Origin of the sequence: Planomonospora antibiotica, assembly GCF_014647955.1 — a bacterium.
In the GTDB taxonomy this organism is placed as follows: Bacteria; Actinomycetota; Actinomycetes; order Streptosporangiales; family Streptosporangiaceae; genus Planomonospora; species Planomonospora parontospora.
This window is the reverse complement of sequence record NZ_BMQE01000006.1, coordinates 183,020-207,062: the sequence shown is the minus strand read 5'-3', so window position 1 is coordinate 207,062 and position 24,043 is coordinate 183,020. Positions and strand designations below refer to the sequence as shown.

The window sequence follows — 24,043 nt, the reverse complement described above, 5'->3', positions numbered from 1 at the left end:
GACGGACGAACTCGGAGTGATGAGATGACGCAGATCCGCGGGCTCGGCTACCTGAAGGTCCGGACACGCGACCTCGCACGCTGGCGCGAACTGGTGGTCGACGGTCTCGGCTTCGCCGAGGGCGCGGGGCCGGACCCGGACGGCCTCTACCTCCGCATGGACGAGCGCCGGTCGCGGCTCGTCGTGCTGCCCGGCGAGAGCGACCGGGTGCTGGCCGTCGGCTGGGAGGTCCGCGACCAGTTCGCGCTGGCCGCGGTCGGCCGCGCGGTCGAGGCGTCGGGCACGGCGGTCAAGGTCCTCTCGGCGCGGGAGTCCGCCGAGCGCGACGCCGAGCAGGTGATCGCGTTCGACGACCCGGCGGGCACCCCGGTCGAGGTCTTCTTCGGCCCCGTCCTCGACCACGCCCCGGTGCTCACCGGGATGGGCCAGCGCTTCGTCACCGGCGAGCAGGGCATGGGCCACGTCGTCATCCCCTCCACCCGTGCGGACGAGACGGTCTCCTTCTACGCCGAGGTGCTCGGCTTCCTGCCGCGCGGCGCCATGCGGGTCGGCGGGGGGAAGGGGCCGCGGGTGCGCTTCATGGGCGTCAACCGGCGCCACCACAGCCTCGCGGTCTGCCCCGCCCCGCACGGGGAGGAACCAGGCCTGGTGCACCTCATGGTCGAGGTCGACGGCCTCGACGCCGTGGGCCGGGCGCTGGACAACGTCCGGCGGCTCGGCTTCTCCATCTCCTCCACCCTGGGCCGGCACACCAACGACAAGATGATTTCCTTCTACGTGCGCGCGCCGGGCGGCTGGGACATCGAGTACGGCACCGGCGGCCTGCTCGTCGACGAGACGCACTACACCGCCGAGGAGATCACTGCGGACAGCTACTGGGGCCACGACTGGTCCGGCTCCGAGCCGCTGGCGGCCTTCACCCCGCGCGCATGAGCGCCGTGCCGCCGGTGGAACCGGTCCGGGCCGGCTCGGTCGGCGCCTGGGACCACGAGTGCGACGTGCTCGTCGTGGGTTTCGGCTGCGCGGGCGCCGCCGCGGCCTACGAGGCCGCCACCGCGGGGGCCCGCGTCACCGTGCTGGAGCGCGCGGGCGGGCCCGGCGGCTCCTCGGCGCTGTCCGGCGGCGAGATCTACCTCGGCGGAGGCACGGCGCTGCAGAAGGCCTGCGGCTTCGACGACACCCCCGGCGACATGTTCGCCTACCTGGTCGCGGCGCTCGGCCCGCACGCCGACACCGGGAAGATCCGGCTGTACTGCGACGGGAGCGTCGAGCACTTCCGGTGGCTGTGCGAGCGCGGGCTCACCTTCAACGAAGGGCTGTTCGACGCGCCGAGCTGGGTGCCGCCGACGGCGGACGGGCTGATGTGGCTGGGGGAGAACGCCTGGCCGTACAGCACGCTCGCCCGGCCCGCCCCGCGCGGGCACCGGCCCGCGACCGAGTCGTTCGGCGGCTGGCTCCTCATGGAGAAGCTGGTCGCGGCCGCCCGGGAGGCCGGGGCCGCCGACCACGCCGACACCCTGGCCACCAACCTCGTCGTCGACGGGGTCGGCCGGGTGGCGGGCGTGCTGGCCCGCCGGTACGGCGAGCGGGCGGCCTACCGCGCGCACCGGGCGGTCGTGCTGACCACCGGCGGCTTCGTCGACTCCGAGGAGATGCTCGCCCTGCACGCCCCGGTGCTACTGGGGCACGGCAAGGTCAGCGACGGCCTCGACGACGGCGGCGGCATCCGCATGGCCGCGGCCATCGGCGCCGCCACCCGCCGCATGTCCGCCGTGCAGATCGCGCTGACCGCCCTGCCCGCGCTGGCCGTGCGCGGCCTGCTGGTCAACGGGCTCGGGCAGCGCTTCGTCAACGAGGACGTCTACCCGGGCGTGTTCAGCGCCGCCGCCGTGCTGCACCAGCCGGGACCGTACTGGGTGGTCGTCGACGAGGAGGGCTACGACGACGTCCCCCGGCGGGACCTGTGGGGCGTGCGCCCGACGTTCGCCGCCGAGACGCTCGCGGAGCTGGAGGAGTCGCTCGGCGTGCCCGCCGGGGCGCTGGAGACGACCGTCGGCGTCTACAACCGGCACGCGGAGCGGGGCGAGGACCCCTACTTCCACAAGGACCGCCGGTGGCTCCGGCCGCTCCGGCCGCCCTTCGCCGCGGTCGACCCGCGCCTGGGGTTCGGCGGGGGCGGCCGGAGGGACACGGGCGTGGCCGGGTTCACCCTGGGCGGGCTGCACACCACCCCCGACGGGGCGGTGCTGGACCAGTCGGGGCGGCCGATCCCGGGTCTGTACGCCGCGGGCCGGGCCAGTTCCGGCCTGCACGGCGACGGCTACGTCAGCGGGACGTCGCTGGGCGACGGCACGTTCTTCGGCCGCCGCGCCGGCCGCGCGGCGGCCCGGTCCGCCGGGTGATCCGAGGCCGCCGCCCGCCGGAGCGCCTGACGCCCCGCAGGACTGAGTAGCTCTTTTCTCCGGCGCGTGACGGAACCCGCGCCGCCCGGGTCGCGCGGAGTCGCTCAGGGCAGCCGGATTCCCTTGATGATCCTCCCGAGCTCGGGGACGAGCGGCTGGCTGGCCATCACGGTGACCACGGTCCCCTTCCGCTCGATCCAGCCGACGTACCGCCCGTGGCCGAGTGCGCCGTCGCCCTCCTGGGTGAGGACCGTGCGACCGCCGATCTTCGCGGTCTTCGGGTCACCCGAGAACGTGCCGAGGTGGAACGGGGCGTCCTTCAGCTGTGAGAGTTCGCGGGCGTCCGGCCAGCAGACCACTCGCACCCACAGAGACCTGTGCTTGCGATCCACCTCGTCACGGGTGTCCGTCCACTGGTAGCCGTACTCGCTCAGACCGTCGTGCCGGTCGACGACGACCCGGCCCCAGGAGAAGCCCTTCGGAATGTGGCTGACGAGGACTCCGCGGATGGCGGTGGCGCCCCGCGGAGGCCGGTCGGACCGGCCCGCCTGGGACCGTTCGGCTTCCGCCCTGGTCGGGGTGGGGCAACCGGGGTCACCGGCCGTGACCGCGTGCGCGGGTGGCACGATCAGTGTCCCGGCCGACACGAGGGAGAGCACGGACAGAGCGAGTGCCTGCTGAGTTCTTGTCACATCCGGTTGGATGCCCCTGCGGTGGCAGAAGTTCGATCTCGCAGGCGATCGAGGCGGGCGGTTTCCCCGGTCCGCTCACCCCGCGGGGGGATCACCCGTCTCCGGGGTCGTCCGGCACGGGGAGCTCCCCGTCCAGCGCCGCCCGGACGATCGACTCGCGCAGCGCCTCGCAGGCGGGGAACAGGTCCCCGTTCGGGCCGTCGCCCGGGACGGCGGCCCGCCGTTCCAGGCAGGCCCGCACGGCCTCGGCGCTCCACTGGATGCTGGTCTGCTGCCAGCTGGCCTTGCGCGCCCGCACCGCGGCGCCGCACGCCCGGCAGCGCACCGGGCGCATCGGCGGGCCGTCCAGCAGCCGCTCGTCCGGGCGGATCGTCATGAGGGCCCGCCCCGGGCGGCGGCCCTGCGGGCGAGGTTCTCCTCGACCTCCTTCTTCCACGCCTCGACCGGCCGGGTGGTGTCCAGCTCGAACTCGAAGCGCTCCACCATCTCCGGCGTGACGTCGGCGGCGTCCACGTAGAACTGCTCGTACCAGCGGCGCAGCTGGTAGACGGGCCCGTCCTCCTCGCACAGCAGCGGGTTGTCGACGCGGGCCTTGTTCTTCCAGATCTCGACGTCCTGCTCGAAGCCCTTGAGGATGAAGTCGCCCAGCCGTACGGCCATCTCGTCGGCCCCGGCGCTCCCCAGCCGCTCGTTGCGCTGCACGATGATGCCGGACTGCAGCACGAAGGAGTCCGCGTCGACGGGGTAGTGGCAGTTGATCAGGACGCAGTCGATGTCCATGCCCTCGTAGTGGTAGGTCAGGTCGTCGATCATGAAGGACGGTCCGTGGTACGCCGCCACGGAGGTGTTGCCGAGCATCCCCGGCCGGCCCTCCTTGGCGGGCGGCCGGGCGTCCGGGCGGCTCAGGCCCTTCATGATCTGGGTGGCGACATGGCCCTCGAAGACGTTCTTGAAGTACGTCGGGAACGAGTAGTGCACGTAGAAGAAGTGCGCCATGTCGACCACGTTGTCCATGACCTCGCGGCAGTTCGCGGCGACGAGGGTCTCGTGCCAGACCCAGTCGGTCCAGTCGTCGCGCGTCGCGCCCTCGATGCGGGGGATCGTGACGCCGGGCGGCGGCGGGTTGCCCTCGGGGTCGTTCCAGACGAACAGCATGCCGTCCTGCTCCAGCGTGGTCCACGCCGAGGTGCGGGCGCGCAGCGGGACCCGGCGGGCGTAGGGGATCTTCCTGCAGCGGCCGTCGCCGCCCCAGCGCCAGTCGTGGAACGGGCAGGCGATCTCGTCGCCCTTGACCGTGCCGCGGGACAGGTCCCCGCCCATGTGCCGGCAGTAGGCGTCGAGCACGTTGAGCCGGCCGTCGCTGCTGCGGAAGACCACGAGCTTGGCGCCGAAGGCGTCGACGGTGTGCGGCCGGCCGTCCTTGAACCGCTCGGACAGGCCCAGGCAGTGCCATCCCCGGGCGAAGCGCGCGGGCACGGCGCCGGCCTCGATGGCGCGGACGCCGTCCCGCTCGGTCTCGGCTGCAGTCACGCTGAACCCATCCCCTCAGGACGCGCGCCCTCCCGGATTCCCCGGCCCTCCGCGAAACGGTAGGCCGGGGCGGCGCCGTACGGGCCGGGAGTCCCGGTGGCCGGGACGGCCGCACCGGGCCCGCCGCCGCCCGGCGCACCATCGTGGTCTGCACCTGACGGCACGGGCGGACACGAGCGGACACGGGGAGCGCAGACCATGAGCGACGAGGTCCTGGAGCCGGTGCGCGCGCTGCTGCCGGGCATCGCCGGGCGGGCCCGGTCCGCCGACGAGAACCGGCGGATCCCGGAGGAGACGGTCGCCGAGCTCGCCGCCGCCGGGGTCTTCCGGATGCTGCAGCCCAAGCGGTACGGCGGCGCCGAGCGCGACCCGGCGGAGTTCTTCGAGGTGATCCGGGAGATCTCCGGCGCGTGCGGCTCCACCGGCTGGGTCGCCTCCCTGCTCGGCGTGCACCAGTGGCAGGTCGGCATGTTCGCCGAGGCCGCGCAGGACGAGGTCTGGGGAGGGGGCCCGGACGCGCTGATCTCCTCGTCGTACGCGCCGATGGGGCGGCTCACCCCGGTGGAGGGCGGCTACGAGATGTCCGGCCGGTGGAGCTTCTCCTCCGGTTGCGACCACGCCTCCTGGGCCGTGCTGGGCGCGACGGTCGTCGGCACGGAGGGCAGGCCGGTCGATTTCATGAGCGTGCTGGTGCCCCGCGCCGACTACGCGATCCACGACGTCTGGGACGTGATCGGCCTGCGCGGCACCGGGAGCAACGACATCACCGTCGAGCGGGCCTTCGTCCCCGCGCACCGCACGACGCGCAACTACGAGCAGGCCCAGCTGCGCGGCCCCGGCCAGAAGGTCAACACCGGCCCGCTGTACCGCATGCCGTTCGCGACGCTGTTCACCTCCGCGATCACCGCGCCGGTGATCGGCGCGGTGGCGGGCTGCTACGACGCCTACCTCGCCGCGATGCGCGACCGGGTACGGCTCAGCCTCGGCGGCGGCCGGTTCGCCGAGGACCGGTTCGCCCAGGTGGCCGTCGCGCGGGCCGCCTCGGAGATCGACGCGGCGATCCTGCAGACGGACCGCAACGTGCGCGAGGTGTACCGGCACGCGGTCCGGGGCGACGCGATCCCGATGGAGCTGCGGCTGCGCGCCCGCAGGGACCAGGTCCGCGGGACCGAGCGGGCGGTGGAGGCGATCGACCTGTTGTTCAAGACGGCCGGGGGGAACTCGCTCCGGCGCGGCAACCCCATCGAGCGCGCCTGGCGCGACGCCCACGCCGGCAGCGTGCACGTGGCCAACGACGTCGAGCGGGCCCTGGCGATGTACGGCAGGAGCGCCTTCGGCCTGACCGTCGAGGACGACCTCGTCTGAGCGGTCCGGTGCGGCGGTCCCGTCCGAGCGGTCCGGTGCGGCGGTCCCGTCCGAGCGGTCCGGCGTGCGGGTCCCGTTCGAGCGGCCCGGCACGCGCCGGAAGCGGGGCCGGGGACGTCCCGCTGACCGGTATCCGGGCTTGGCGGCCCCGCCCCGGGCCGTGTGTATTGTCTATCCGGCATCGCAGACGACCGGGGGAGAACGTGCCGAGGATCGCCGAAGCCAGGCCGCCCGCCGAGCCCAGTTCGCCCGAGCAGCGCGCCCGGCACCTGCGCATCCTCCGCGCGGCCGCGCACATCGGGGCGGAGAAGGGCCTGGAGCGCGTGCAGATGCACGAGGTGGCGAAGGCCGCGGGCGTGGCGATCGGCACGCTGTACCGGTACTTCCCCTCCAAGACCCACCTGTTCACCGCCGTCATGGCCGAGCAGATCGACCGGTTCGGCGAGAGCCTCCCGGAGCCCGCGCCCGGTACGAGCCCCGAGGACGCGGTCGGCGACGTGCTGGTGAGCGCCAGCCGGCAGCTGCTGCGCAAGCCCGCCCTGGCGACCGCGATGCTCCAGTCGGCGAACGCGGCCAACGCCGCCGCGGTCGCCGACGCCGTCCGGATCGACGGCACCTTCGGCGGCATCATCCTGCGGGTCCTCGGCATCGACGACCCCACCGTCCAGGACGCCGCCCTGGTCCGGCTCCTGCTGCAGTGCTGGTACGGCGTGCTGCAGTTCAGCCTCAACGGGCGGGCCTCCATCGCCGACACCGAGAGCGACATCCGGCTCGCCTGCCGGCTCCTGCTGGCCCCGCGCTCGAACGCCCCGCGGGGCTGAGGAGGAACCGGCGGCGGGGGACGCGCGGAGCGGTCCCTTCGAGCCCGGCCCGGCGGATGCGTTCTGCGCGGTTACCGGTACCGGGCTGCGGGAGGAGCGGGCGTCACCGTGCTTCCTGCCGCCTTGCGTGTCCGCGGTGCCGGAGGACGACTTTGAGCAGTTCTTCGAGCACGACGAGACTCGCCGCGAGCCCGATGCACGTCCCCCACTGGGCGACGCTCAGACCGGTGGTGCCGAAGATGCGCTGCAGCAGTCCGATCTCGGTCACCGCGATGACCAGGACCAGGGCGAGAGCGTACCGGCGCAGTTGGGTCGGACCCGGTACGGCCGCGCGGGAGAAGACCGTGTTCAGCTGGTCGCGGGCCAGCAGCCCGGCCGCGACGTGGAAGAGCGAGAGCGTGGTCAGGAGCATGGTGGGGGCCGCCGGGGAACCGGCGCCGCCGGCGCCGATCTGGTAGGCGGCCAGTGACCCGGCCGTCATCACCGCCCCTTGGAGGCACAGCCTGACCCAGTTCGCCCGGGACAGGACCGGCGCGCCGACCGGCCGGGGGGCCCGGTTCATCAGACCGCGTGTCGGCTCGTCGAATCCCAGGGCGATCGCGACCGGGATGTCCACGACCATGTTCACCCACAGGATCTGCAGCGGGGTGAGCGGGATGCCGCCGGCGATCCCGAGCACGGCGGCCGCGATGAAGATCGCGATGTAGGCGACCAGGGTCGCCATCTGGAAGCGCAGATACTTCAGCAGATTGTCGTAGAGCGCACGCCCGTACTCCACGGCGCCGACGATCGTGGCGAAGTTGTCGTCCGTGAGGATCATCACGGCGGCTTCCTTCGACACCTCGGTGCCGGTGATCCCCATCGCCACACCGATGTCCGCCGCCTTCAGGGCGGGGGCGTCGTTCACCCCGTCGCCTGTCATGGCCACCACGTTGCCGGTCTGCTTGAGCAGCCGGACCAGGCGCAGCTTGTCCTCCGGGGCCACCCGCGCGACGACCCCGATCTCCTTCAGCTGCCCGCGCAGTTCGTCATCGGTCAGCGACGCGAACTCCGCCCCGGTGATCGCCCGGCCGGGGATGCCGAGTTCGGCGGCGATGGAGCCCGCGGTCGTCACATGGTCACCGGTGATCATCCGCACCCGGATGCCGGCCTCCCTGCACTCGGCGATCGCGGCCTTCGCCTCCGGCCGCGGGGGGTCGACGATCCCGACCATCGCGAGCAGCGTCAGGTCCCGCACCAGGCCGATGAGGTCGCCGCCCGGGTCGAACGCGGCCGGGTCGAGGTCGCGCTGGGCCACCACCATGACCCGCTCACCCGCCCTGGCCATGCGGTCGTTCGCCTCCAGCGCGAGCGGGCGGTTCCCGTCCGTCACCGGCACCAGTGATCCGTCCGGGGCGCGGTAGGAGGTCCCGCGGGCGATGAGCACGTCGGGAGCGCCCTTGACGTAGCAGCGGACGACCGGTGCTCCGTTCGCGCCGGTCATCTCGTGGAACGTCGCCATGAACTTGTAGGCCGAGTCGAACGGCACCTCGCCGACGCGCGGGTAGGCGCCGCGCGTACCCGCGACGTCGAGGCCGCCCTTGGCGGCCAGCACGATCAGCGCGCCCTCCGTCGGGTCCCCCACCAGGTTCTCCCCGTCCAGTACGGCGTCCGCGCACAGGACCATCGGCAGCAGGTACGGATCGAGGTCGATGTGCGCCCCGCCGACATGCTTGATCTCGCCGGCGGTGCCGTAGCCTTCGCCCGACACCGTGAACCGGTTCTGGCCGGGGATCACCATCTCCCTGGCCGTCATCTTGTTGAGCGTCAGCGTGCCCGTCTTGTCCGAGCAGACCATCGAGGTGGAACCCAGTGTCTCCACCGCCGGCAGGCGCTTCATGACCGCGTTCCGGCGCGCGATCTCCCGGGTGCCGATCGACAGCAGCGCCGTCACGACCGCAGGGAGACCCGTCGGGATGGCGGCGACCGCGAGGGCCACGCCGGTGATGAACAGGGTGTCGAACGGCTTGCCCTGGATCAGCCCGAGCACGACCACCAGCGCGAGGGCGATCCCGGCGATCGTTGCGATGATCTTCGACAGCGCGTCCAGTTGCTTCTGCAGCGGCGTCTTCTCGGTCTCCGTGTCGGCCAGGAGATCCGCGATGTGGCCGATCTCGGTGTCCATCCCGGTCGTGGTGACGACCAGCTCGCCGCGCCCCCGGGTGACGGACGTGTTCATGAATCCGAGGCAGGTGCGGTCGCCGAGCGGCGCGTCCTTCCCCGGCACGGGATCGACCCCTTTGACGACCGGCAGGCTCTCGCCCGTGAGGGCGGCCTCCTCGATCTCCAGTGACGCCGCGACGCAGATCCGGCCGTCCGCCGGAACCCGGTCACCCGCCTCGACCAGCACCACATCGCCCGGCACGAGTCCTTCGGCGTCGATCTCGACGGCCTGACCGTCCCGGCGGACCCGGGCGACCGTCTTCATCATCCGGGAGAGCGCCTTGACGCTCTCCTCCGCCTTCGCCTCCTGGCGGAGGCCGACCACGGCGTTGAAGACGGTGAGCCCGGCGAGGACCGCGGAGGTCCCGACGTCGCGCGTGACGATCAGGTTGATGGCGGCTGCGGCGAGCAGCACGAGCTGCATGAAGTCCCGGTACTGGCGCAGCCACGCCTGGAGGACGGACTCCTTCTTCCCGGTGGCCAGTGCGTTGGGGCCGTGAGCTTGAAGGCGGTCGTGCGCGGCCTCGGCGCTGAGCCCCCGGTCGAGCCGGACCTCGAACTCCCGGGTCACCGTCGCCACATCGGCCTGGTGCCAGGCGGGATGGCCGTCGGCCTCCCCCGAGGCGGCGACCCTGGAGGTCCGAACCGCCGGAACGCCTGTCCTGCTCATGGCCTGCGTCCTCCATTGCGAGAGTGCTGTCTGCGCGTACGGCGAACCTCGTCCGCCGTACGCCTCCGCCGACCGGCGGAGCGGAACGCCGACACGTCGGCGAAGGGCCGCACGGAATACCTCTCCCCGGAGATTTCTCCATTTTTGGAGGCTAAGTAACGTTAAGTGCTTAATGCCCTGTAAATCCTATTTGTGGACATGGTGCCCGTAGCGCTTCCCCGGTAACCGGCCCTTCGGGGCGGCCGGTTACCGGACGGTGCGGGGATCCGGCCACCGGGGCCTCGTCTCCGGGGCGGAGGGCTCCGAATTCCCCGTCCCGGGCACGATCCGGTGATCGCGAGGGGAGGGGAGCGGCGGCCGGCCGTCACCCCGGGCCGACTTCACGGCACACCGGGAAGTTAGCCTGGAGACAACTGCTCCGTCCCCCCGGCGTCGGTCGCCCGACACATCCGGAGGCAGCCGCTCGGCACACCCGGCGCACGACGGAGGAATCCATGAACGGCTACCCGAAGATCGCGGACCACGGCATGATCGGGGACCTGCAGACCGCCGCGCTCGTCTCCGGAACGGGGACCATCGACTGGTGGTGCACGCCCCGGTTCGACTCGCCGAGCCTGTTCGCCTCCCTCCTCGACAGCGAGCGCGGCGGGCACTGCCGGCTCGCCGCCGACGTGGACCGCATCGCCGGGGCGACCGTCCGGCAGCTCTACCTGCCCGACACCGCCATCCTCGTCACCCGCTTCATGGCGCCCGGCGGCGTCGGCGAGGTCGCCGACTTCATGGAACCCAACCCCTCCACCACCCCCTCCGACCAGCACCGCCTGGTGCGGGTCGCCCGGGTGGTCCGCGGCAGCCTGCCCTTCACACTCGTCTGCCGCCCCCGCTTCGACTACGGGCGGGCACCGCACAACCTCACCCTCCTCGACGACGGATCCGCCCTCTTCCACGGCCCCCGCACGGACCTCCACCTGCAGACCACCGGACCGCTCGCCCTGCGCCCGGACGGCGAGGACGTCGTCGCCGACTTCACCCTCCAGGCCGGCGAGACGGCCGCCGTCGTCCTGACCACCGACAGCAGCGGCTACCACCCGATGGCCGCCCCGACCGCCGACGAGGTGCGCGCAAGCATCGAAGCCTGCCGTGACTTCTGGCACGACTGGCTGCGCACGTCCCGATACCGCGGCCGCTGGAAGGACATGGTCAACCGTTCGGCGATCACCCTCAAACTGCTCACCTACGCGCCCACCGGCGCGCCGATCGCCGCCGCCACCATGGGCCTGCCCGAGCAGATCGGCGGCGAACGCAACTGGGACTACCGCTACACCTGGATCCGCGACGCATCCCTGTCCGTCCGGGCCCTGATCGACCTCGGCTTCGTCGAGGAGGCCCAGGCCTTCCGGACCTGGCTGCGCGAACGCCTCGACGCCGGCAGCACCTCGGGTGAGCCACTGCAGATCATGTACCGGATCGACGGCGACCCCTACCTGACCGAGGAGGTCCTCGACCACCTGGAGGGCTACCAGAAGTCCGGGCCGGTCCGCGCCGGCAACGCGGCCGCCGACCAGCTCCAGCTCGACATCTACGGCGAGGCCGCCGACGCCCTGGCCCAGGCCCAGGAGATCGGGGGCATCCGCGGCTGGCGGTCCTTCGCCGGGGTGCTGGACTGGCTGGCCGACACCTGGGACCGCCCCGACGAAGGCATCTGGGAGACCCGCGGTGGACGCCAGGAGTTCACCTACAGCCGCCTGATGACCTGGGTCGCCTTCGACCGCGGCATCCGCATGGCCACCACCTACTCCCGTCCTGCCGACCTCGCCCGCTGGACGAGCGTCCGCGACGCCGTCTTCAACCAGATCGTCGACCGCGGCTGGAACCCGCAGCGGCAGGCCTTCGTCCAGAACTACGCCACCGACGTGCTGGACGCCTCCCTCCTGCTCATGCCCCGCGTCGGGTTCATCTCGCCCCGCGACCCGCTCTGGCTGAGCACCCTCGACGCGATGGATGAGGAACTGGTCAGCGACAGCCTCGTCTACCGCTACGATCCCGCAGCCTCCCCCGACGGGCTGCGCGGCTCCGAGGGGACCTTCAACCTGTGCAGTTTCCTCTACGTCGAGGCCCTCGCCCGCGCCGGACGACTGCACCAGGCCCGCTACGCCTTCGACAAGATGCTCACCTACGCCAACCACGTCGGATTGTTCGCCGAGGAGATCGGCCCGTCAGGCGAACAGCTCGGCAACTTCCCGCAGGCGTTCACCCATCTGGCGCTCATCGCCGCGGCCATCGCCCTCGACGAGCAGCTCGACCGCGCCGAGACAAGCGGACCGTAGAACGCGCACCGCGTTCCCCGACCGGTGACCGGCGCGTGGACCGGCGGGCGCCCCGGTCCGTCCGCGCCTGAGCGGCGCGGACGGACCGGGATCCTCCGGGCGGCGCGGCGTGGACGGCTACTTCGACCCGGCGCGGTGTGGACGGCTACTTCGACCCGGCGGGGAGGCTGACGGCGGCGGCGAGGCCGACCAGAGCGAAGACCGCGAGAGCGATCATGGCGAGAGCGTAGGACCGGTTCCCCTCGGCCAGCCCGGATACGAGGATCGTGCCGGCGATCGCCGTGCCGAACGACGAGCCGAGGTTGGAGACACTGCGCGACAACCCGGATATCTCACCCTGCAGTTCCTCGGGGAAGCTGGACTGCACGAGGTTGACCGACGGGGTCAGCATCACGCCCACGCCCATCCCGATCAGCAGCAGCCCCGGTGCGAAGGCGACGACCCTCGACGACGCCCCGACCAGGACGAGCAGGATCGCGACCCCCGCCACGGTCATGATGAAACCCGCCGAGATCAGGGTCTTCTGCGAGTGCTTCCGGGCGAGCCGCTCCGCGGCCAGCGATGTGAGCAGGACACCGGCGGTCGCCGAGGTGAAGATGACGCCCGTCTCGATCGCGTTGTATCCGCGGACCGTCTGAAGGAAGACGGCGACGACGAACGACGTCCCCATGAGGACCAGCCACTGCATGTTCTGGGTGACGAGCCCGAGATTGGACGTGCGGTTCCGGAACAGCCCCATCGTCAGCAGCGCCTCCTTCCCCGCGCGCTCCCGGGAGCGGATGTGCAGGAAGAACCAGACCAGGAAACCGGCTCCGGCGGTGAGGAACGCCGCCATCAGCACGGCGTCGCTGCCGGCCTGGAGGATCCCGAACACCACGAAGAACATGCCGACCGCCGACAGGACCGCCCCGGCGGCGTCGAAGGGGCGTGACGGATCCGGGGCCACGGGATCGACGATCCGCCGGCTGAGGAGGACGATCACTGCGACGACCACCGCCTGGAAGAGGAACGCGGCCCGCCAGTCGATCGCCGTCGCGATGAACCCTCCGATCAGCGGGCCCGCCGCGGCCCCGACGCCGCCCAGTCCGCTGATCAGGCCGAAGGCCCGGGCGCGCGACGGGAGATCGTCGAACGCCATCGTCGCGAGGATGTAGACGGGCGGGATCAGCAGTGCCGTGCCCACCCCCTCGAGCACCGAGTTGCCGAGGACCAGCACTGCGAGGCTGGGCGAGAACGCACTGATCAGTGCACCGATCCCGTACAGGGTGAGACCGGCGAGAAAACACCTCTTGCGGCCCCAGCGGTCGGTCAGCTTACTGCCGGGGATCATGAGCACCGCCATGATCAGCAAGAACAGGGTGATCGTGCCCTGCACGCCCTCCACCGTCGTGTCCAGGTCCTCGCCGATGTCATTGATCATCACGTTCATGTTCGAGCCCGCGAAGCTGCAGATGAACTGGGCGAGGGCGAGAGGCGCCAGAGGCCTCCTGGAGGAGGCGACCGAGTCCTGGGAGGCGGGGGTCCTGGTCACTTCTCACCTCGCCCGGCGAACGGCGGGCGGCACCTCATCAACCCTCCCGCAACGGGGAGAACGCATGGATCTCCACCTCTCCGTTGCGAATGACCCCATGAGAGCTCTCGGGAAGCTCGTTCCACGCACCCGTGAGATCACGGAGCGGCTCGGAGACGACGAACCGTGTCCCCGCCCCCAGCCGTCGCAGGCTCTCCAGTTCCGGATGGAGCTGCCGCACCTGGGAGATGTCGGTGGAGTAGAACAGCGACCGGGGGCGGCCCGCACTGGCGTGGCGGAACATCCAGACGGACTCGCCGTCGGTGGTGGCCACGGTCATCTGGACGGGAGGGGGGGTGCCGTGGCGCTGGGCGAGTCCCTCCACCAGCCCGACGGCGCGGGCGACCGCGCTCGGAGGGTCGTCGGCCAGCCCGAAGGAGAGCGCCAGGAAGAACAGGAGCTCGGAGTCGGTCGACCCCTCGATGGCGGGGTAGAGCGACGGCTCCACCGCCATCGCCAGGTCACGCCTGAGTTCACGGAACCCTTCCACGACCCCGTTGTGCATCCACAGCCAGCGGCCGTACCGGAACGGATGGCAGTTGCTGCGCTGCACCGGGGTGCCGGTCGAGGAACGGATGTGCGCGAACAGCAGAGGGGTGCGGATCTGCCGGGCGATCTCGCGGAGGTTCCGGTCGTTCCACGCGGGCTCGATGCTCTTGAACACGGCGGGTTCCGCGCCCTCGCCGTACCACCCGATGCCGAAACCGTCACCGTTCGTGGTGGTCTCGCCGAGCCGGGCGTGCAGGCTCTGGTCGATGAGCGAGTGAACCGGCTGGAACAGCAGTTCCTCGGCGAGGATGGGTTCTCCGCAGTACGTCATCCACCTGCACATGGTCGCCTCGATCCGGAAATGTGAATTCGACTGGCTTCGTTTCAATGGTGGAATGCGGCCTTCAACGCCACGATGACCAGCCCGAGCAGCAGGTTGACCACGCTCGTGACCAGCACCATCCGGGAAGAGGCGCCGATCTCCACGGCCGCTGCGGCCGCCCAGCCGACCTGCCCGGCCACGGCGACCGCAAGGGCCAGCCATACGGTGCCCTGCGACTCGAGACCGAGCAGCGGGCCGACGGCCACGGCAACGGCCGGTGGAACGGTCGCCTTGACGATCGGCCATTCCTCTGCGCAGGCCTTGCGGACATCGGCCATGTTCATGGTCTGGAAGACCATGCGGGCGCCGAACAGGTGGGCGTACACATGGGCGGCCCAGAACACGGCACCGGTGCCGACCAACAGGATGATCATTTCTATCCGCGGGAATCTGCCGAGTGTTCCGGCGCCGGCCACCACGGAGGCGGCGAGCAGTGATCCGTAGACGGCACCGGTGTAGTCCCTGTGCTCGCCGTCGGCCGGCAAGCGGGCGCCATCGTCCGGATCGGGCGCCATTCCCATCGCGACCTCTCATGATGTTGGCCGGATCGGCCGCAGACGGAGAGTCCTCAGATTCCACGGCGGCATGGCACGGCGCGCGGCGCGCCGGGGATGGGCGCCCGTCGTCTCGGAGCCGTTCGACCGGGACATGCCGGCGGTCGCGCGCTTCCTTCTCTGTCAACGGGCGCCGATCCCCTCCATCATCTCGTGCAGTTGCGCCTCTTCCTCGCGGCTGAGCGAGGTCTGGATGACATGCCCGCCGTACGGCTGGATCTCCGGGATGACCTTGTCCGGGGCGCTCCGCACGACCAGGACGAACAGCGCGGCGGTGCCGGGTTCCAGCTTGTCGGCGAGCTCCCTCATGAACTCGTTGTTGACGCCGGCGTCGATCATCGCCCCGCCGGCCGCTCCGGTGGCGGCGCCCAGTGCCATGCCGAACAGCGGCATGAAGAACACCATCCCGATCAGGCCGCCCCACAGCGCGCCGCCGGCCGCGCCCATACCGGTCAGGCCGACGGCCTGGTGCATCTTGATCTTGCCGTCGGCCCGGCGCTCGACGACGACCACGTCCTCCATCGTGATCAGGTTCTGCCGTTGCAGGTCGGCCAGGCGATCACGTACCGCGACGGCGGTGGCGACGTCGGGGTAGGAGATCGCGATGAGGTTGCTCATTGAGGTTTCTTCCTTTGATCGGTTACGTCGGCGAGGAGGGCCGGTCGGACGGCCGATCCCGGACATGTGAAGCCCTTGGCCGCTCTTTTCCGGGCAGAGCCGCTGCCGGGACGGAGTGGCCTGGCAGATGTGACGCGGGTGCGGGCCGTCGCCCGATTGCGCGGGCGGCATGCCGGCGGCGATCGGCCGGCCGCGACGTGCGGCTCCGATGAGGTCCGCGGCGAACACCCGCAGCGGCCGCATCACGCCGTCTGCGGCGGTGACGGCGGTGATCTCCCAGGCCATCCTCCATGTCCCTGGTGATCCCCCCTTCCTGATCGGGCGATCACCGCGAGCAGGCAAAAATATTGCATTGAGGAAATCCATGCATCCTTCAAGTGAATGCGGACCGGGACTAGGGGTGGCCGCAAGACATGAGATGAGCAAAACGAAGCATGGCTTCTTCGTGCAGATCCTTGGGAGTGGATGGACGGGCTGAGGGGATCATCCATTTCATCCTTTTTTGATTTATGCTGGATGAAAGGCGGTTGGATGCCATGGGTTGCTTGTTCGCAATCTTTGCAGGTGTTTTTCCGAGACTTGCCGTCTTCATCATCTGGGTGGCGCGGCCGGCCCTGGTCAGCGCGGCTTTCGACACATGGATCTGGCCCCTGCTCGGCCTGATCTTCCTGCCGTTCGCGACGTTGATGTACGTGATCATGTACGTGCCCGGCATCGGACTGGGGGGAGGGGACTGGTTCTGGATCGCCGTGGCGGTCGTGCTGGACCTTTTCCACTGGGTGGGAGCCGCGACCCAGCGCCGCCAGTTTCCCGGCTACCCCCGGGGGTGACCGGCTCTGCTTCGCGGTCGAAGACGCCGCGGGACGGGGGCTACCGCATGCCCGGACGGGGCGATGTGCTGCTCCTGGCCGTGGCGATGTGCGCCGATGCACTCGTCCCGCAGCCGGTCGGCCATGGTGAAGGTGAAGGGCCTCGGCGCGGCCCGGCGCGACCCTCTCGCTGGGGACTCGACTCCAAGCGAAGATGTGTCCGATTTGTCTATATTTGAGAGAGAGTGCGGAGTATGTGAGGGATTTCGGGTAGGGGGAGAGGGTTAGGTGCGGCGATGAAGGTGAGAGCCGCTCAAGCCGCCGAATTCCCAGACAGCGCGCGGACGGGACCACCGTGGACACGGACGTCCCGGAAGCCCGCCGCGCGGAGGGAGCCAACCATGGAACACCCGCGTTACGCGCGAACGCAGGAGGCGTCCCGCGACCAGACGGTGCCCCAGCCGCGTCAGGACCCGCAGCTGGCGCAGGTCCGGCCGGTGATGGAGGAAGGGCCCCAGCCCACCGGCTGGGTCGGCTGGGTGGTCTTCGCCGGGATCACGATGATGGTCCTGGGATGCTTCCAGGCCTTCATGGGCCTGGTGGGCATCTTCAACACCGACTTCTACCTCGTCACCGCAGGCGACCTGGCTATTCCCGTCAACTACACGGCCTGGGGCTGGACGCACCTGATCATGGGTGTGGTCGTCGCTCTCGCCGGCGTCGCCGTCATGTCGGGGAAGACGTGGGGGCGCGCGGTCGGCATCGGTCTCGCCGCGGTCCAGGCACTCGTCAACTTCGCCTGGTTCCCGGCCTACCCGTTCTGGTCGATGATCGTCATCGCCGTCGACGTCCTGGTGATCTACGCGCTGGCCGTCCACGGCAGGGAGATGAAGGCGTACAGCAGAGGCGGCGTCCTGTAGGCGTCTCGCGGTTCGCCGGGTGAGCACGGGTGGGGGCCGGCCTCCACCCGTGTCGCGTGTCGTCCGCGTCGGCCGGACGCGCGCCATGCCATGGAGCGCGCTCGCCGTGGAGGGAGCCGACGGGCCTGCGCGCCGCCGTTCACTTCGGCGGTGCCGGTCCGCGTTCGCCCGCCGGCGGGGGCGGTTCGGCGGCCGTGGCCTCCTGCAGTTCCTGACGGGTGACGAACGTGTCGACCAGGGAGAGCAGCATGGCCGCCACGGGGATGGCCAGCAGCGCGCCCATCGCGCCGAACAGCGACGCCCCGAGGATCACGGCGGCGAAGGACACCCCGGGATGGATGTCCACCGCCCGCGAGCTGATCTTCGGCTCCAGGGTCAGGTTCTCCACCTGCTGGTACAGCACGCCCCAGGCCAGCGCCGCCAGGCCGATCCAGGGCCGGGACGAGACCAGTCCCACCACCACCGGCAGGGCGATGGAGATGTAGGTGCCGATGGTGGGCACGAGCTGGGCGACCAGTCCCGTCCATGCGCCGAGTGCGAGCCAGGAGGGCATGCCGAGCGCCAGGAACACCAGGGCGGAGGCGGTGCCGTTGATGGCGGCCAGGATGAGCCGGGAGGAGACGTACCCGCCGGTCTTGATCGTGGACACGTCCCAGACGCTGATGAAGACCTGCTGGAGCCGGCCGGGCAGCAGCTGCGCGATCCACCGGCGCAGTCTCGGCCCGTCGGCCGAGAAGTAGAACGTCAGCAGCAGCAGGGTGAACATGTTGAACACCGCCCCGGTCACCGTCCCCAGCAGGCCCAGCACGCCGCCGAGCACGCCCTGCGCGTACTCCGCGGCCTGCTGCGGGGTCAGATTGAGGGAGTCCAGGATGTCGGAGATCTCGTAGCGGGTGTCGAGGCGGGCGTTGAGCCAGTCGACGGCGCCGGTGACGACTCCGGGAAGCGCCTTCAGCAGCACCGCGACCTGTTGCACGAACATGCTGCCGAACAGGACGAGGAAGAGCACGAAGGCGAGGATGAACAGCGCCATCACCAGCAGTGTGGCCCTGCCCCGGGGCATGCGCCGTGACAGGCGGCGCACGGCGGGCTCCATGGCCAGGGAGAGGAACCACGCCATCACCAGCATGGCGACCAGCGGACCCGCATCGGTGATCATGAAGTGGAGGAAGAGCACCACGGCGACGACGGCCGCTACGGCGAGTCCTGAGCGCCAGACGTTGACGGGCGAGAGCAGCACCTGCACCGCGGACGTCCCGCCGTGCGGCTCCACCGGTTTCTTCATGTCTCTCCTGGGATCTCGACGTTCCACCTCCTGCGGCCCGTGCGGCCCGTGCGGGACGACGGTGCCGACCGGTCGGGGTCCACGCGCGCGGACGTCGGCCTCCCGTGCGTTCGGCTTCGGGCCCGTGGCCTCTGCCGCACCGGACGCGGAGGTGACGCACCCAACGTACGACGGCAGGCCGCTTCAACCGGGCATCTACCGGCTGGTCGGCTTGTCGGCGGACTCGCGTGGCGCCGCTCATCGCCGGCGGGTGACGACGCTTCCGTACCGGGAGGACAGCGGGCCGGCGCTGAGGCCGTGGAGGAGGACGCTCGTGAACACGGTCACGCCGATGACGGCGACGGCCTCGTCGGCGCCGGTCCCGAGTTCCTCGACTGCGAGCAGCGCGAAGGCCAGCGAGGCGAGCCCTCGCGGGCCGAACCAGCCGATGAACAGAACGGTTTCACGATCGAGTCCGGCACGCGCGCAGGCCAGGGCGACGGGCACCATCCGCACGAGCGTGAGACTCAAGATCGCGTAGATTGCGGTGGAGAGCTGCACCTGGCCCACCATGCCCGGAACGGCGAGCGCGCCGAACCCGAGCCAGATGAACAGGGACGCCAGGCTGCCGACCTGCTCGGTGAACACCAGTTCGGCGGGGCCGCGCGGGCCCGCTGCGGCGCCGAAGGCGAGTCCTCCGCAGAAGGCCGCGACGAACCCGTTCCCGTGAGCGCCGAGAGACGCCGTGTAAGCGACGAGGGTCAAGGCGAGTACGGCGATGCCGGCGAAGTCCCCGGCGGCCCATCCCCGGCGGCGCGTCCATCGCAATGACCATCCTCCGGCCAAGCCGATGACGGTGCCCACGGTCACGCCGATGCCCAGTTCGGCGAGCACCCCCCATGGGCCGGGTGCGCCTGCGGCCCCTTCTGCCGAGGCGGCGCCGGCGAGCGCGAACATGACCACGGGCGTGACGATGCCGTCGTTCAAACCGCTCTCGACGGTGATCACCTGGCGGACGCCGGCGGGTACCGCGGGGTTGGTGGTGATCGGGAGCCCCAGGGCGGCGTCCGTCGGCGCGAGGGCGGCTCCCACCAGCAGGGCGAGGTAGATGCCCAGATGCGGGAAGAGCCAGTTCGCCAGCGCCCATCCGGAGAGGACGGTCAGCGGCAGCCCGGCGGCCAGCAGGCGCAGGTACCGGCCGCGGTCGTGACGCACTTGGTCGAAGGAGACGCCCGCCGCGTCGGAGAAAAGTACCCATACCAAGGTGAACTCGACCAAGGGTTTGAAAGTCTCCGCGGCCAGGGGCGGCGGATCGACCAGACCCATGGCGGTCAACGACCATCCGGTGGCGACGAAGACGATCGGCGCGGTCAGGTCCGCCCGCTGGAGCCGGGCCGACACGATGCTCCACAGGAAGACGGCCAGGGCGATGATCGAGATCGCCGTCGTGTCCAAGAAGCGCTCCTCCGCCTGCCCGCCCGCTGCCGTCCGGCCGCCGCCAGGACTCCAGGCAGGGTGAAGCCGGCCCGCCTCGTGCATGCTCCGGTGGCGCTGATGCTCCGTACGGCGGAAGTCGCGTGCCATGGCGCTGAAGAGTGCGGGCCGGAACCGCGCTGGTCGGCACGGTCGGCCGGACGTTCGACGAGCCGCCCCTGCCCGGCTCGAGCCTGTGCTCACCGGACCGGGCGCCCCGAACCCTCCCGGTGGTACCCCGGCCTGATGTGCGGAAACCGCCAGGCCGTAAAGGCGCGGCGCCTTAAGGAGCCGTAAGAAGCGGTCACCTCGACGGGGACCCGGCCGGTGAGGTGGCCGCGCGGAGAGGCTCTCGAGAAAAGAAGCCTGACCTGGTGTCGGGCTCACAAGAGCAGGGGATAACGGTCATATATCCACAAAAACGGCAAAAGTGACTAACGTTCTCTGAGCGTGCACGGCCATCGGCGATCGTCCTGCGGTCGCCCGGCAGGCGCGACCGGGAGGAGCAGGCTGATGGACGACTACCCCCTTCTCGACCTCTTCTGGACCATGCTCGTGTTCTTCATGTGGATCCTCTGGTTCATGCTGCTCTTCCGGGTCATCGGCGACCTGTTCCGTGACGACAATGTCAGCGGGTGGGGGAAGACCGGCTGGACCGTCGCCCTGGTGCTCCTGCCCTTCGCCGGAGTCCTCATCTACCTGATCGCCCGCGGCAGGGGCATGGGTGAACGCGAGATGATGCGGCTGCAGGCGAGCCAGGAAGCGTTCCGCACCTACGTGCGTGAGACCGCCGCCACTTCGGGCACCACCGACGAACTGGTCAGACTCGCGGACCTGAAGCGCCGGGGCGACATCACCGGTGACGAGTACGAGCGGGCCAAGTCCAAGGTTCTTGCCGGGGTGTGAGCGGGACGCGAAGGCGAGGTCGCCATCGACAGCCGCCCCGGGCACGGCACCCGGGTACGACTCGTGCTGCCCGCCGCCGTGCCGGTGCCGCGCGAGGCTTGTGAAGACCGGACCTGGCCGGTGGCCTCCGGCCACCGGGGTTCACCGGCCGGTACCGTGGTCGCTCCGGCGCCACCACGAGATCTGGGAAAGCAACGCCGCCTCGATGAGGGTGGCCAGGGCAGAGTGTGCGGGGTCGCCGTCCTGCGGGACGGGCGGCGTCTCGTTGGCCGCCTGGAGTGGTTTGCTGGGCTCGGTCATGCGCGTTCACGCTAGCGTCCGGCCGATCATCGCCCGCCCATGAGCGCGGAGATCTCCACTGGCACAAGCCGCCGAGGAGAGCGCAGACGACGGGAGCCGCATCACGCGCCGGGGCGCATCGGTCGCAGATGCCGGAAGGACGCCGCGGCCGGCGGTCAGGACCGGCATCAGGTAGGTCGTCACGGCCACCGCGGCCAGACCGAGGACGACCCCGGCGGGGTAGTGCAGGCCGGCCCAGACGAACGGAAGCAGGAAGAACGGGGCGGTGCCCAGGGCCACGGAGTCGAACATCCGGGTGACGACGCCCGGCAGCGCGCCGCCGGCCAGCAGCATCGCGAGCTGCCGGGCCGCGACGCCGGGACCTTCACCGAGCAGTGACAGGCGCCGACCCGTGTCCTCGCCCTCTCCTGCCGGTAAAACAGACAAGGAACCCATAGTTTCATTAATGCCCAGTTGAGGACTCTTGTAGCGGTCAGGTGTCCGGCCTACGGGATCCTGTACTCGGACGCGGCCTACGGTCACCAGTTGCCGCCGAACGCCCGGACACCCTGGACGTCCTGGACGCGCATGCGTGTGGAGGACGCGGGCGAACCGGCCGGCAGACGGTCCGCCTCGGTCCGCCTCGGTCCGGGGCGGCCGGTGCCGGTTCCTGGTCCGGCTCCGTCGGACGGGCGCCTGGTGCGATTTCGGGGTATGGCAGAAACCGAAGCCGCTGCACGCATTTGGGGGATCCGTGACAGAGCAGAGACCGGCGAACTCGTGGAGGGCGGTGCCGCCACGTGTGTGGCTGGCGCTTGCTCTTCTGGTACTGGCAGTCGTCTTCATCCTGCAGAATCGGCAGGATACGGCCATCCGGCTGTTCACGCTGGTGGTGACCGCCCCTTTGTGGATCACTCTGGTGGCGTGCACGGCCATCGGCATGCTGATCGGTGCGCTGATCGGCCGCGGAAGCAGGAAGAGCCGGTGACGTCGCCTGCCCGCGTTCGACGTGGGGCGACGCGCGCAGCACCCGTTCGGAGCGCTGCCGTGTGCGCCCATTGTGGAACTGTCGCCGGATCCTGAAAACCGGCTCTGGAGCGGAAGCCGTGCTTACCGGAGGTGCACGAGACGGCAGGCGGGGACTGCCACCTGATCGAGGGCCGCCGCCGGTTCGTCCACCTGCTTTGAGGAGCACGGCACCGGCTGTGCCCCGATCCGGCGGACTACCGCTGGGCGAGGGCCGCGACGCCTTCGTACTCTCCCACCGGGGCAACGCCGGCGGTCTCGTACTGGAGCAGCAGCAAGCCGCTCGCCGTCGCCTCGTGGTGGACGAGTCGGAGGCCGGTGGGGCGGCCCGGGTGGTCGAGCAGCCGCCGCCCGGAACCGGTCACGGTCGGGGCGACGACGAGCCGGAGCGTGTCGACCAGGCCCGCCGCCAACAGGGCGTTGCCGAGTCGCGCGCTCCCGTGGATCTGGAGTTCCCTTCCCGGCCGCGCCTTGAGTTCCCCGACGGTCCGGATCGGATCGCCGCGGAGCACGGTCGTCGGGTGCCAACTCCCTTCGGTGAGGGTGTCGGTCACCACGTACTTCGGCAGTGAGTTCATCCGTGCGGTGTACGGGTCGTCCGGGTCGGTGATCTGCGGCCAATCCCGAGCGAACGCCTCATAGGTTCGCCGTCCGAGCAGCAGGCCGTCGGCGAGGTCCAGCCACTCAGAGGTACGCCGGACGAGCAGCTCGTCCAGGTAGGGCACGAACCAGCCGCCACGGGTGAAGCCGCCGCTCGTGTCCTCGGTGGGCGAGCCGGGGCCCTGGCTCACCCCGTCGAGGGTGACGAACTCCGTGAGCGTGATCTTCATCGGGCGGCCCGGCTCTCCGCGACCACGGCGAGTTGCCCGGTGACCGATCCCCAGCCTTCGAGGAAGCCGAGTTCCTCATGGCGGGCGCGGGCCGCCGGATCGCCGTGCCGGACGATGAGCCGGTAATCCGTGCCGTCCGGATGATCGCTCAGCGTGATCTCGGCTGTCATGGGGACCGGTGCGGGAGTCGCGGGGCGCCAGGCGCTGTCGATCGCGTTCGTGAACACGATCCGCTCGAGCTCCTCGACGACGAGGAAGCTCGCGTCGACGTGCGGGACGAATCCCACCCCGTCGTCGCTCAGCCGCGTCACCAGCGCGCCGCCGGGCCGGACGTCCATGCGGTCGACGCGGCACACGGCTGGAGCGGGGACCCACCACTTCTCAAAGCGGGACGGATCGGTCCACGCACTCCACACGGCGGCGCGGGGGGCGCGGATGACCCGCTCCAGGGCCAGGTCGAGGTCGGGATTCATCGTTGCATCTCCTTCGGATCGGTGACGAGGCGTTCGAGCCGGTCGGTGCGCTCCTCCCAGATCCGGCGCTGCTCCGCGAGCCAGTCGTCGACGAGGGCGAGACGGTGGCGGTTGAGCACGCAGGTGCGCACCCGACCTGACTTGACCGTGCGGATCAGGCCGTTCGCCTCGAGCATCCGCACATGCTTCATGAAGGAGGGAAGGGTCATCGGGAACTCGCGGGCGAGATCGCCCACGCTCGTCGGCCCGCGGCCGAGGCGTCGGATGACGCCGCGCCGCGTCGGGTCGGTGAGAGCGACGAACACACCGTCGAGCTCCGCCGAATACTGTGCCATGCGGCTAACTATCGCTCGACGAAACACTTAGCGCAAGGGCAAAGTATTGAAGCCGCCCCAGGGCGGCAGGCTGCGCCGCGGCATCCGCCGGGCGCTCCCCCTTAAG

At 70.7% G+C, this 24,043-nt stretch carries 24 protein-coding genes; 9 read left to right on the top strand and 15 right to left on the bottom strand.

Going from position 1 to position 24,043, the window contains the following annotated elements:
- Nucleotides 1-24: 24 nt before the first annotated feature.
- The gene (locus IEZ06_RS08215) at nt 25-933 is read left to right on the top strand and encodes a VOC family protein (protein WP_189236040.1); all 909 of its coding nucleotides are present in this window, start codon (nt 25-27) and stop codon (nt 931-933) included.
- Nucleotides 930-2,402: an FAD-dependent oxidoreductase gene (locus tag IEZ06_RS08210; protein WP_189236039.1), complete on the top strand. Its 1,473-nt coding sequence runs from the start codon at nt 930-932 to the stop codon at nt 2,400-2,402. Before IEZ06_RS08215 ends, IEZ06_RS08210 begins: the two co-directional genes overlap by 4 nt.
- Nucleotides 2,403-2,506: 104 nt before the next feature.
- Here the strand turns inward: IEZ06_RS08210 and IEZ06_RS08205 are convergent, their stop codons facing one another.
- From IEZ06_RS08205 to IEZ06_RS08195, 3 genes are all read right to left on the bottom strand, one after another.
- Complete coding sequence (locus tag IEZ06_RS08205; RefSeq protein WP_229797880.1) at nt 2,507-3,094, bottom strand: hypothetical protein; 588 nt, start codon at nt 3,092-3,094, stop codon at nt 2,507-2,509.
- Nucleotides 3,095-3,185: 91 nt separating this feature from the next.
- Nucleotides 3,186-3,470 carry a ferredoxin gene (locus tag IEZ06_RS08200; protein WP_189236038.1) on the bottom strand — a complete coding sequence of 95 codons (285 nt, stop codon included), beginning with the start codon at nt 3,468-3,470 and terminating at the stop codon, nt 3,186-3,188.
- Nucleotides 3,467-4,624, bottom strand: a complete 1,158-nt coding sequence (locus IEZ06_RS08195; protein ID WP_189236037.1) for a 3-ketosteroid-9-alpha-monooxygenase, oxygenase component — start codon at nt 4,622-4,624, stop codon at nt 3,467-3,469. The genes IEZ06_RS08200 and IEZ06_RS08195 overlap by 4 nt, the downstream gene beginning before the upstream one ends.
- Before the next feature lie 198 nt (nt 4,625-4,822).
- Here IEZ06_RS08195 and hsaA point away from each other — a divergent pair, with 198 nt between their 5' ends.
- Nucleotides 4,823-5,989 carry a 3-hydroxy-9,10-secoandrosta-1,3,5(10)-triene-9,17-dione monooxygenase oxygenase subunit gene (gene hsaA / locus IEZ06_RS08190; RefSeq protein ID WP_189236036.1) on the top strand — a complete coding sequence of 389 codons (1,167 nt, stop codon included), beginning with the start codon at nt 4,823-4,825 and terminating at the stop codon, nt 5,987-5,989.
- 203 nt (nt 5,990-6,192) lie between these two features.
- Complete coding sequence (locus tag IEZ06_RS08185; protein WP_189236035.1) at nt 6,193-6,810, top strand: TetR/AcrR family transcriptional regulator; 618 nt, start codon at nt 6,193-6,195, stop codon at nt 6,808-6,810.
- 103 nt (nt 6,811-6,913) lie between these two features.
- Here IEZ06_RS08185 and IEZ06_RS08180 read toward each other — a convergent pair whose 3' ends face one another.
- On the bottom strand, nt 6,914-9,682 hold the full coding sequence (locus tag IEZ06_RS08180) for a cation-translocating P-type ATPase (protein ID WP_189236034.1): 2,769 nt from the start codon (nt 9,680-9,682) through the stop codon (nt 6,914-6,916).
- 494 nt (nt 9,683-10,176) lie between these two features.
- Between IEZ06_RS08180 and IEZ06_RS08175 the strand changes: the two genes are divergently transcribed.
- Nucleotides 10,177-12,009, top strand: coding sequence for a glycoside hydrolase family 15 protein (locus tag IEZ06_RS08175; protein ID WP_189236033.1), 1,833 nt, complete (start codon nt 10,177-10,179; stop codon nt 12,007-12,009).
- A gap of 145 nt (nt 12,010-12,154) precedes the next feature.
- Here IEZ06_RS08175 and IEZ06_RS08170 read toward each other — a convergent pair whose 3' ends face one another.
- From IEZ06_RS08170 to IEZ06_RS08155, 4 genes are all read right to left on the bottom strand, one after another.
- The gene (locus IEZ06_RS08170) at nt 12,155-13,540 is read right to left on the bottom strand and encodes an MFS transporter (protein WP_189236032.1); all 1,386 of its coding nucleotides are present in this window, start codon (nt 13,538-13,540) and stop codon (nt 12,155-12,157) included.
- A gap of 37 nt (nt 13,541-13,577) precedes the next feature.
- Nucleotides 13,578-14,399, bottom strand: a complete 822-nt coding sequence (locus tag IEZ06_RS08165; protein WP_189236031.1) for a class II glutamine amidotransferase — start codon at nt 14,397-14,399, stop codon at nt 13,578-13,580.
- A 53-nt stretch (nt 14,400-14,452) separates the two neighbouring features.
- Nucleotides 14,453-14,971, bottom strand: coding sequence for a hypothetical protein (locus IEZ06_RS08160; protein WP_203871907.1), 519 nt, complete (start codon nt 14,969-14,971; stop codon nt 14,453-14,455).
- A 156-nt stretch (nt 14,972-15,127) separates the two neighbouring features.
- On the bottom strand, nt 15,128-15,622 hold the full coding sequence (locus tag IEZ06_RS08155; RefSeq protein ID WP_189236030.1) for a DUF1269 domain-containing protein: 495 nt from the start codon (nt 15,620-15,622) through the stop codon (nt 15,128-15,130).
- 599 nt (nt 15,623-16,221) lie between these two features.
- Here IEZ06_RS08155 and IEZ06_RS08150 point away from each other — a divergent pair.
- Nucleotides 16,222-16,452 carry a hypothetical protein gene (locus IEZ06_RS08150; RefSeq protein WP_203871906.1) on the top strand — a complete coding sequence of 77 codons (231 nt, stop codon included), beginning with the start codon at nt 16,222-16,224 and terminating at the stop codon, nt 16,450-16,452.
- Between the two features lie 380 nt (nt 16,453-16,832).
- Entirely contained in the window at nt 16,833-17,351 is a 519-nt protein-coding gene (locus IEZ06_RS08145; protein WP_203871905.1) for a DUF7144 family membrane protein, read from the top strand.
- Between the two features lie 139 nt (nt 17,352-17,490).
- Here the strand turns inward: IEZ06_RS08145 and IEZ06_RS08140 are convergent, their stop codons facing one another.
- Together IEZ06_RS08140 and IEZ06_RS08135 are read right to left on the bottom strand one after the other, a co-directional pair.
- Nucleotides 17,491-18,636, bottom strand: a complete 1,146-nt coding sequence (locus tag IEZ06_RS08140) for an AI-2E family transporter (protein ID WP_229797879.1) — start codon at nt 18,634-18,636, stop codon at nt 17,491-17,493.
- A 237-nt stretch (nt 18,637-18,873) separates the two neighbouring features.
- The gene (locus tag IEZ06_RS08135) at nt 18,874-20,070 is read right to left on the bottom strand and encodes a cation:proton antiporter domain-containing protein (protein WP_203871904.1); all 1,197 of its coding nucleotides are present in this window, start codon (nt 20,068-20,070) and stop codon (nt 18,874-18,876) included.
- Nucleotides 20,071-20,601: 531 nt separating this feature from the next.
- Between IEZ06_RS08135 and IEZ06_RS08130 the strand changes: the two genes are divergently transcribed.
- Nucleotides 20,602-20,994 (top strand): SHOCT domain-containing protein, encoded by a 393-nt coding sequence (locus IEZ06_RS08130; protein WP_189236029.1) that lies wholly within the window; start codon nt 20,602-20,604, stop codon nt 20,992-20,994.
- A 141-nt stretch (nt 20,995-21,135) separates the two neighbouring features.
- On the opposite strand, the gene IEZ06_RS08125 is transcribed toward IEZ06_RS08130, so the two are convergent.
- A complete protein-coding gene (locus IEZ06_RS08125; RefSeq protein ID WP_189236028.1) occupies nt 21,136-21,294 on the bottom strand; it encodes a hypothetical protein in 159 nt (52 codons plus the stop codon).
- A 6-nt stretch (nt 21,295-21,300) separates the two neighbouring features.
- Nucleotides 21,301-21,720, bottom strand: coding sequence for a hypothetical protein (locus IEZ06_RS08120; RefSeq protein ID WP_189236027.1), 420 nt, complete (start codon nt 21,718-21,720; stop codon nt 21,301-21,303).
- A 355-nt stretch (nt 21,721-22,075) separates the two neighbouring features.
- Here IEZ06_RS08120 and IEZ06_RS08115 point away from each other — a divergent pair, with 355 nt between their 5' ends.
- Nucleotides 22,076-22,261, top strand: coding sequence for a LapA family protein (locus tag IEZ06_RS08115; protein ID WP_203871903.1), 186 nt, complete (start codon nt 22,076-22,078; stop codon nt 22,259-22,261).
- A gap of 235 nt (nt 22,262-22,496) precedes the next feature.
- Here the strand turns inward: IEZ06_RS08115 and IEZ06_RS08110 are convergent, their stop codons facing one another.
- Genes IEZ06_RS08110 through IEZ06_RS08100 form a run of 3 tightly spaced genes read right to left on the bottom strand, consistent with a single transcriptional unit; the run spans nt 22,497 to nt 23,937 of the window.
- Nucleotides 22,497-23,129 (bottom strand): dihydrofolate reductase family protein, encoded by a 633-nt coding sequence (locus IEZ06_RS08110; protein ID WP_189236025.1) that lies wholly within the window; start codon nt 23,127-23,129, stop codon nt 22,497-22,499.
- Nucleotides 23,126-23,602: an SRPBCC domain-containing protein gene (locus tag IEZ06_RS08105; protein ID WP_189236024.1), complete on the bottom strand. Its 477-nt coding sequence runs from the start codon at nt 23,600-23,602 to the stop codon at nt 23,126-23,128. The genes IEZ06_RS08110 and IEZ06_RS08105 overlap by 4 nt, the downstream gene beginning before the upstream one ends.
- Nucleotides 23,599-23,937: an ArsR/SmtB family transcription factor gene (locus tag IEZ06_RS08100; RefSeq protein ID WP_189236023.1), complete on the bottom strand. Its 339-nt coding sequence runs from the start codon at nt 23,935-23,937 to the stop codon at nt 23,599-23,601. The genes IEZ06_RS08105 and IEZ06_RS08100 overlap by 4 nt, the downstream gene beginning before the upstream one ends.
- Nucleotides 23,938-24,043 lie beyond the last annotated feature (106 nt).

Excerpts from the sequence above, each read along its gene's own strand:
- IEZ06_RS08215 (WP_189236040.1), top strand. The coding sequence starts at position 25 with ATGACGCAGATCCGCGGGCTCGGCTACCTGAAGGTCCGGACACGCGAC.
- IEZ06_RS08210 (WP_189236039.1), top strand. The coding sequence starts at position 930 with ATGAGCGCCGTGCCGCCGGTGGAACCGGTCCGGGCCGGCTCGGTCGGC.
- IEZ06_RS08200 (WP_189236038.1), bottom strand. The coding sequence starts at position 3,470 with ATGACGATCCGCCCGGACGAGCGGCTGCTGGACGGCCCGCCGATGCGC.
- hsaA (WP_189236036.1), top strand. The coding sequence starts at position 4,823 with ATGAGCGACGAGGTCCTGGAGCCGGTGCGCGCGCTGCTGCCGGGCATC.
- IEZ06_RS08180 (WP_189236034.1), bottom strand. The coding sequence starts at position 9,682 with ATGAGCAGGACAGGCGTTCCGGCGGTTCGGACCTCCAGGGTCGCCGCC.
- IEZ06_RS08175 (WP_189236033.1), top strand. The coding sequence starts at position 10,177 with ATGAACGGCTACCCGAAGATCGCGGACCACGGCATGATCGGGGACCTG.
- IEZ06_RS08165 (WP_189236031.1), bottom strand. The coding sequence starts at position 14,399 with ATGACGTACTGCGGAGAACCCATCCTCGCCGAGGAACTGCTGTTCCAG.
- IEZ06_RS08160 (WP_203871907.1), bottom strand. The coding sequence starts at position 14,971 with ATGGGAATGGCGCCCGATCCGGACGATGGCGCCCGCTTGCCGGCCGAC.
- IEZ06_RS08155 (WP_189236030.1), bottom strand. The coding sequence starts at position 15,622 with ATGAGCAACCTCATCGCGATCTCCTACCCCGACGTCGCCACCGCCGTC.
- IEZ06_RS08145 (WP_203871905.1), top strand. The coding sequence starts at position 16,833 with ATGGAACACCCGCGTTACGCGCGAACGCAGGAGGCGTCCCGCGACCAG.
- IEZ06_RS08140 (WP_229797879.1), bottom strand. The coding sequence starts at position 18,636 with ATGAAGAAACCGGTGGAGCCGCACGGCGGGACGTCCGCGGTGCAGGTG.
- IEZ06_RS08130 (WP_189236029.1), top strand. The coding sequence starts at position 20,602 with ATGGACGACTACCCCCTTCTCGACCTCTTCTGGACCATGCTCGTGTTC.
- IEZ06_RS08125 (WP_189236028.1), bottom strand. The coding sequence starts at position 21,294 with ATGACCGAGCCCAGCAAACCACTCCAGGCGGCCAACGAGACGCCGCCC.
- IEZ06_RS08110 (WP_189236025.1), bottom strand. The coding sequence starts at position 23,129 with ATGAAGATCACGCTCACGGAGTTCGTCACCCTCGACGGGGTGAGCCAG.
- IEZ06_RS08105 (WP_189236024.1), bottom strand. The coding sequence starts at position 23,602 with ATGAATCCCGACCTCGACCTGGCCCTGGAGCGGGTCATCCGCGCCCCC.
- IEZ06_RS08100 (WP_189236023.1), bottom strand. The coding sequence starts at position 23,937 with ATGGCACAGTATTCGGCGGAGCTCGACGGTGTGTTCGTCGCTCTCACC.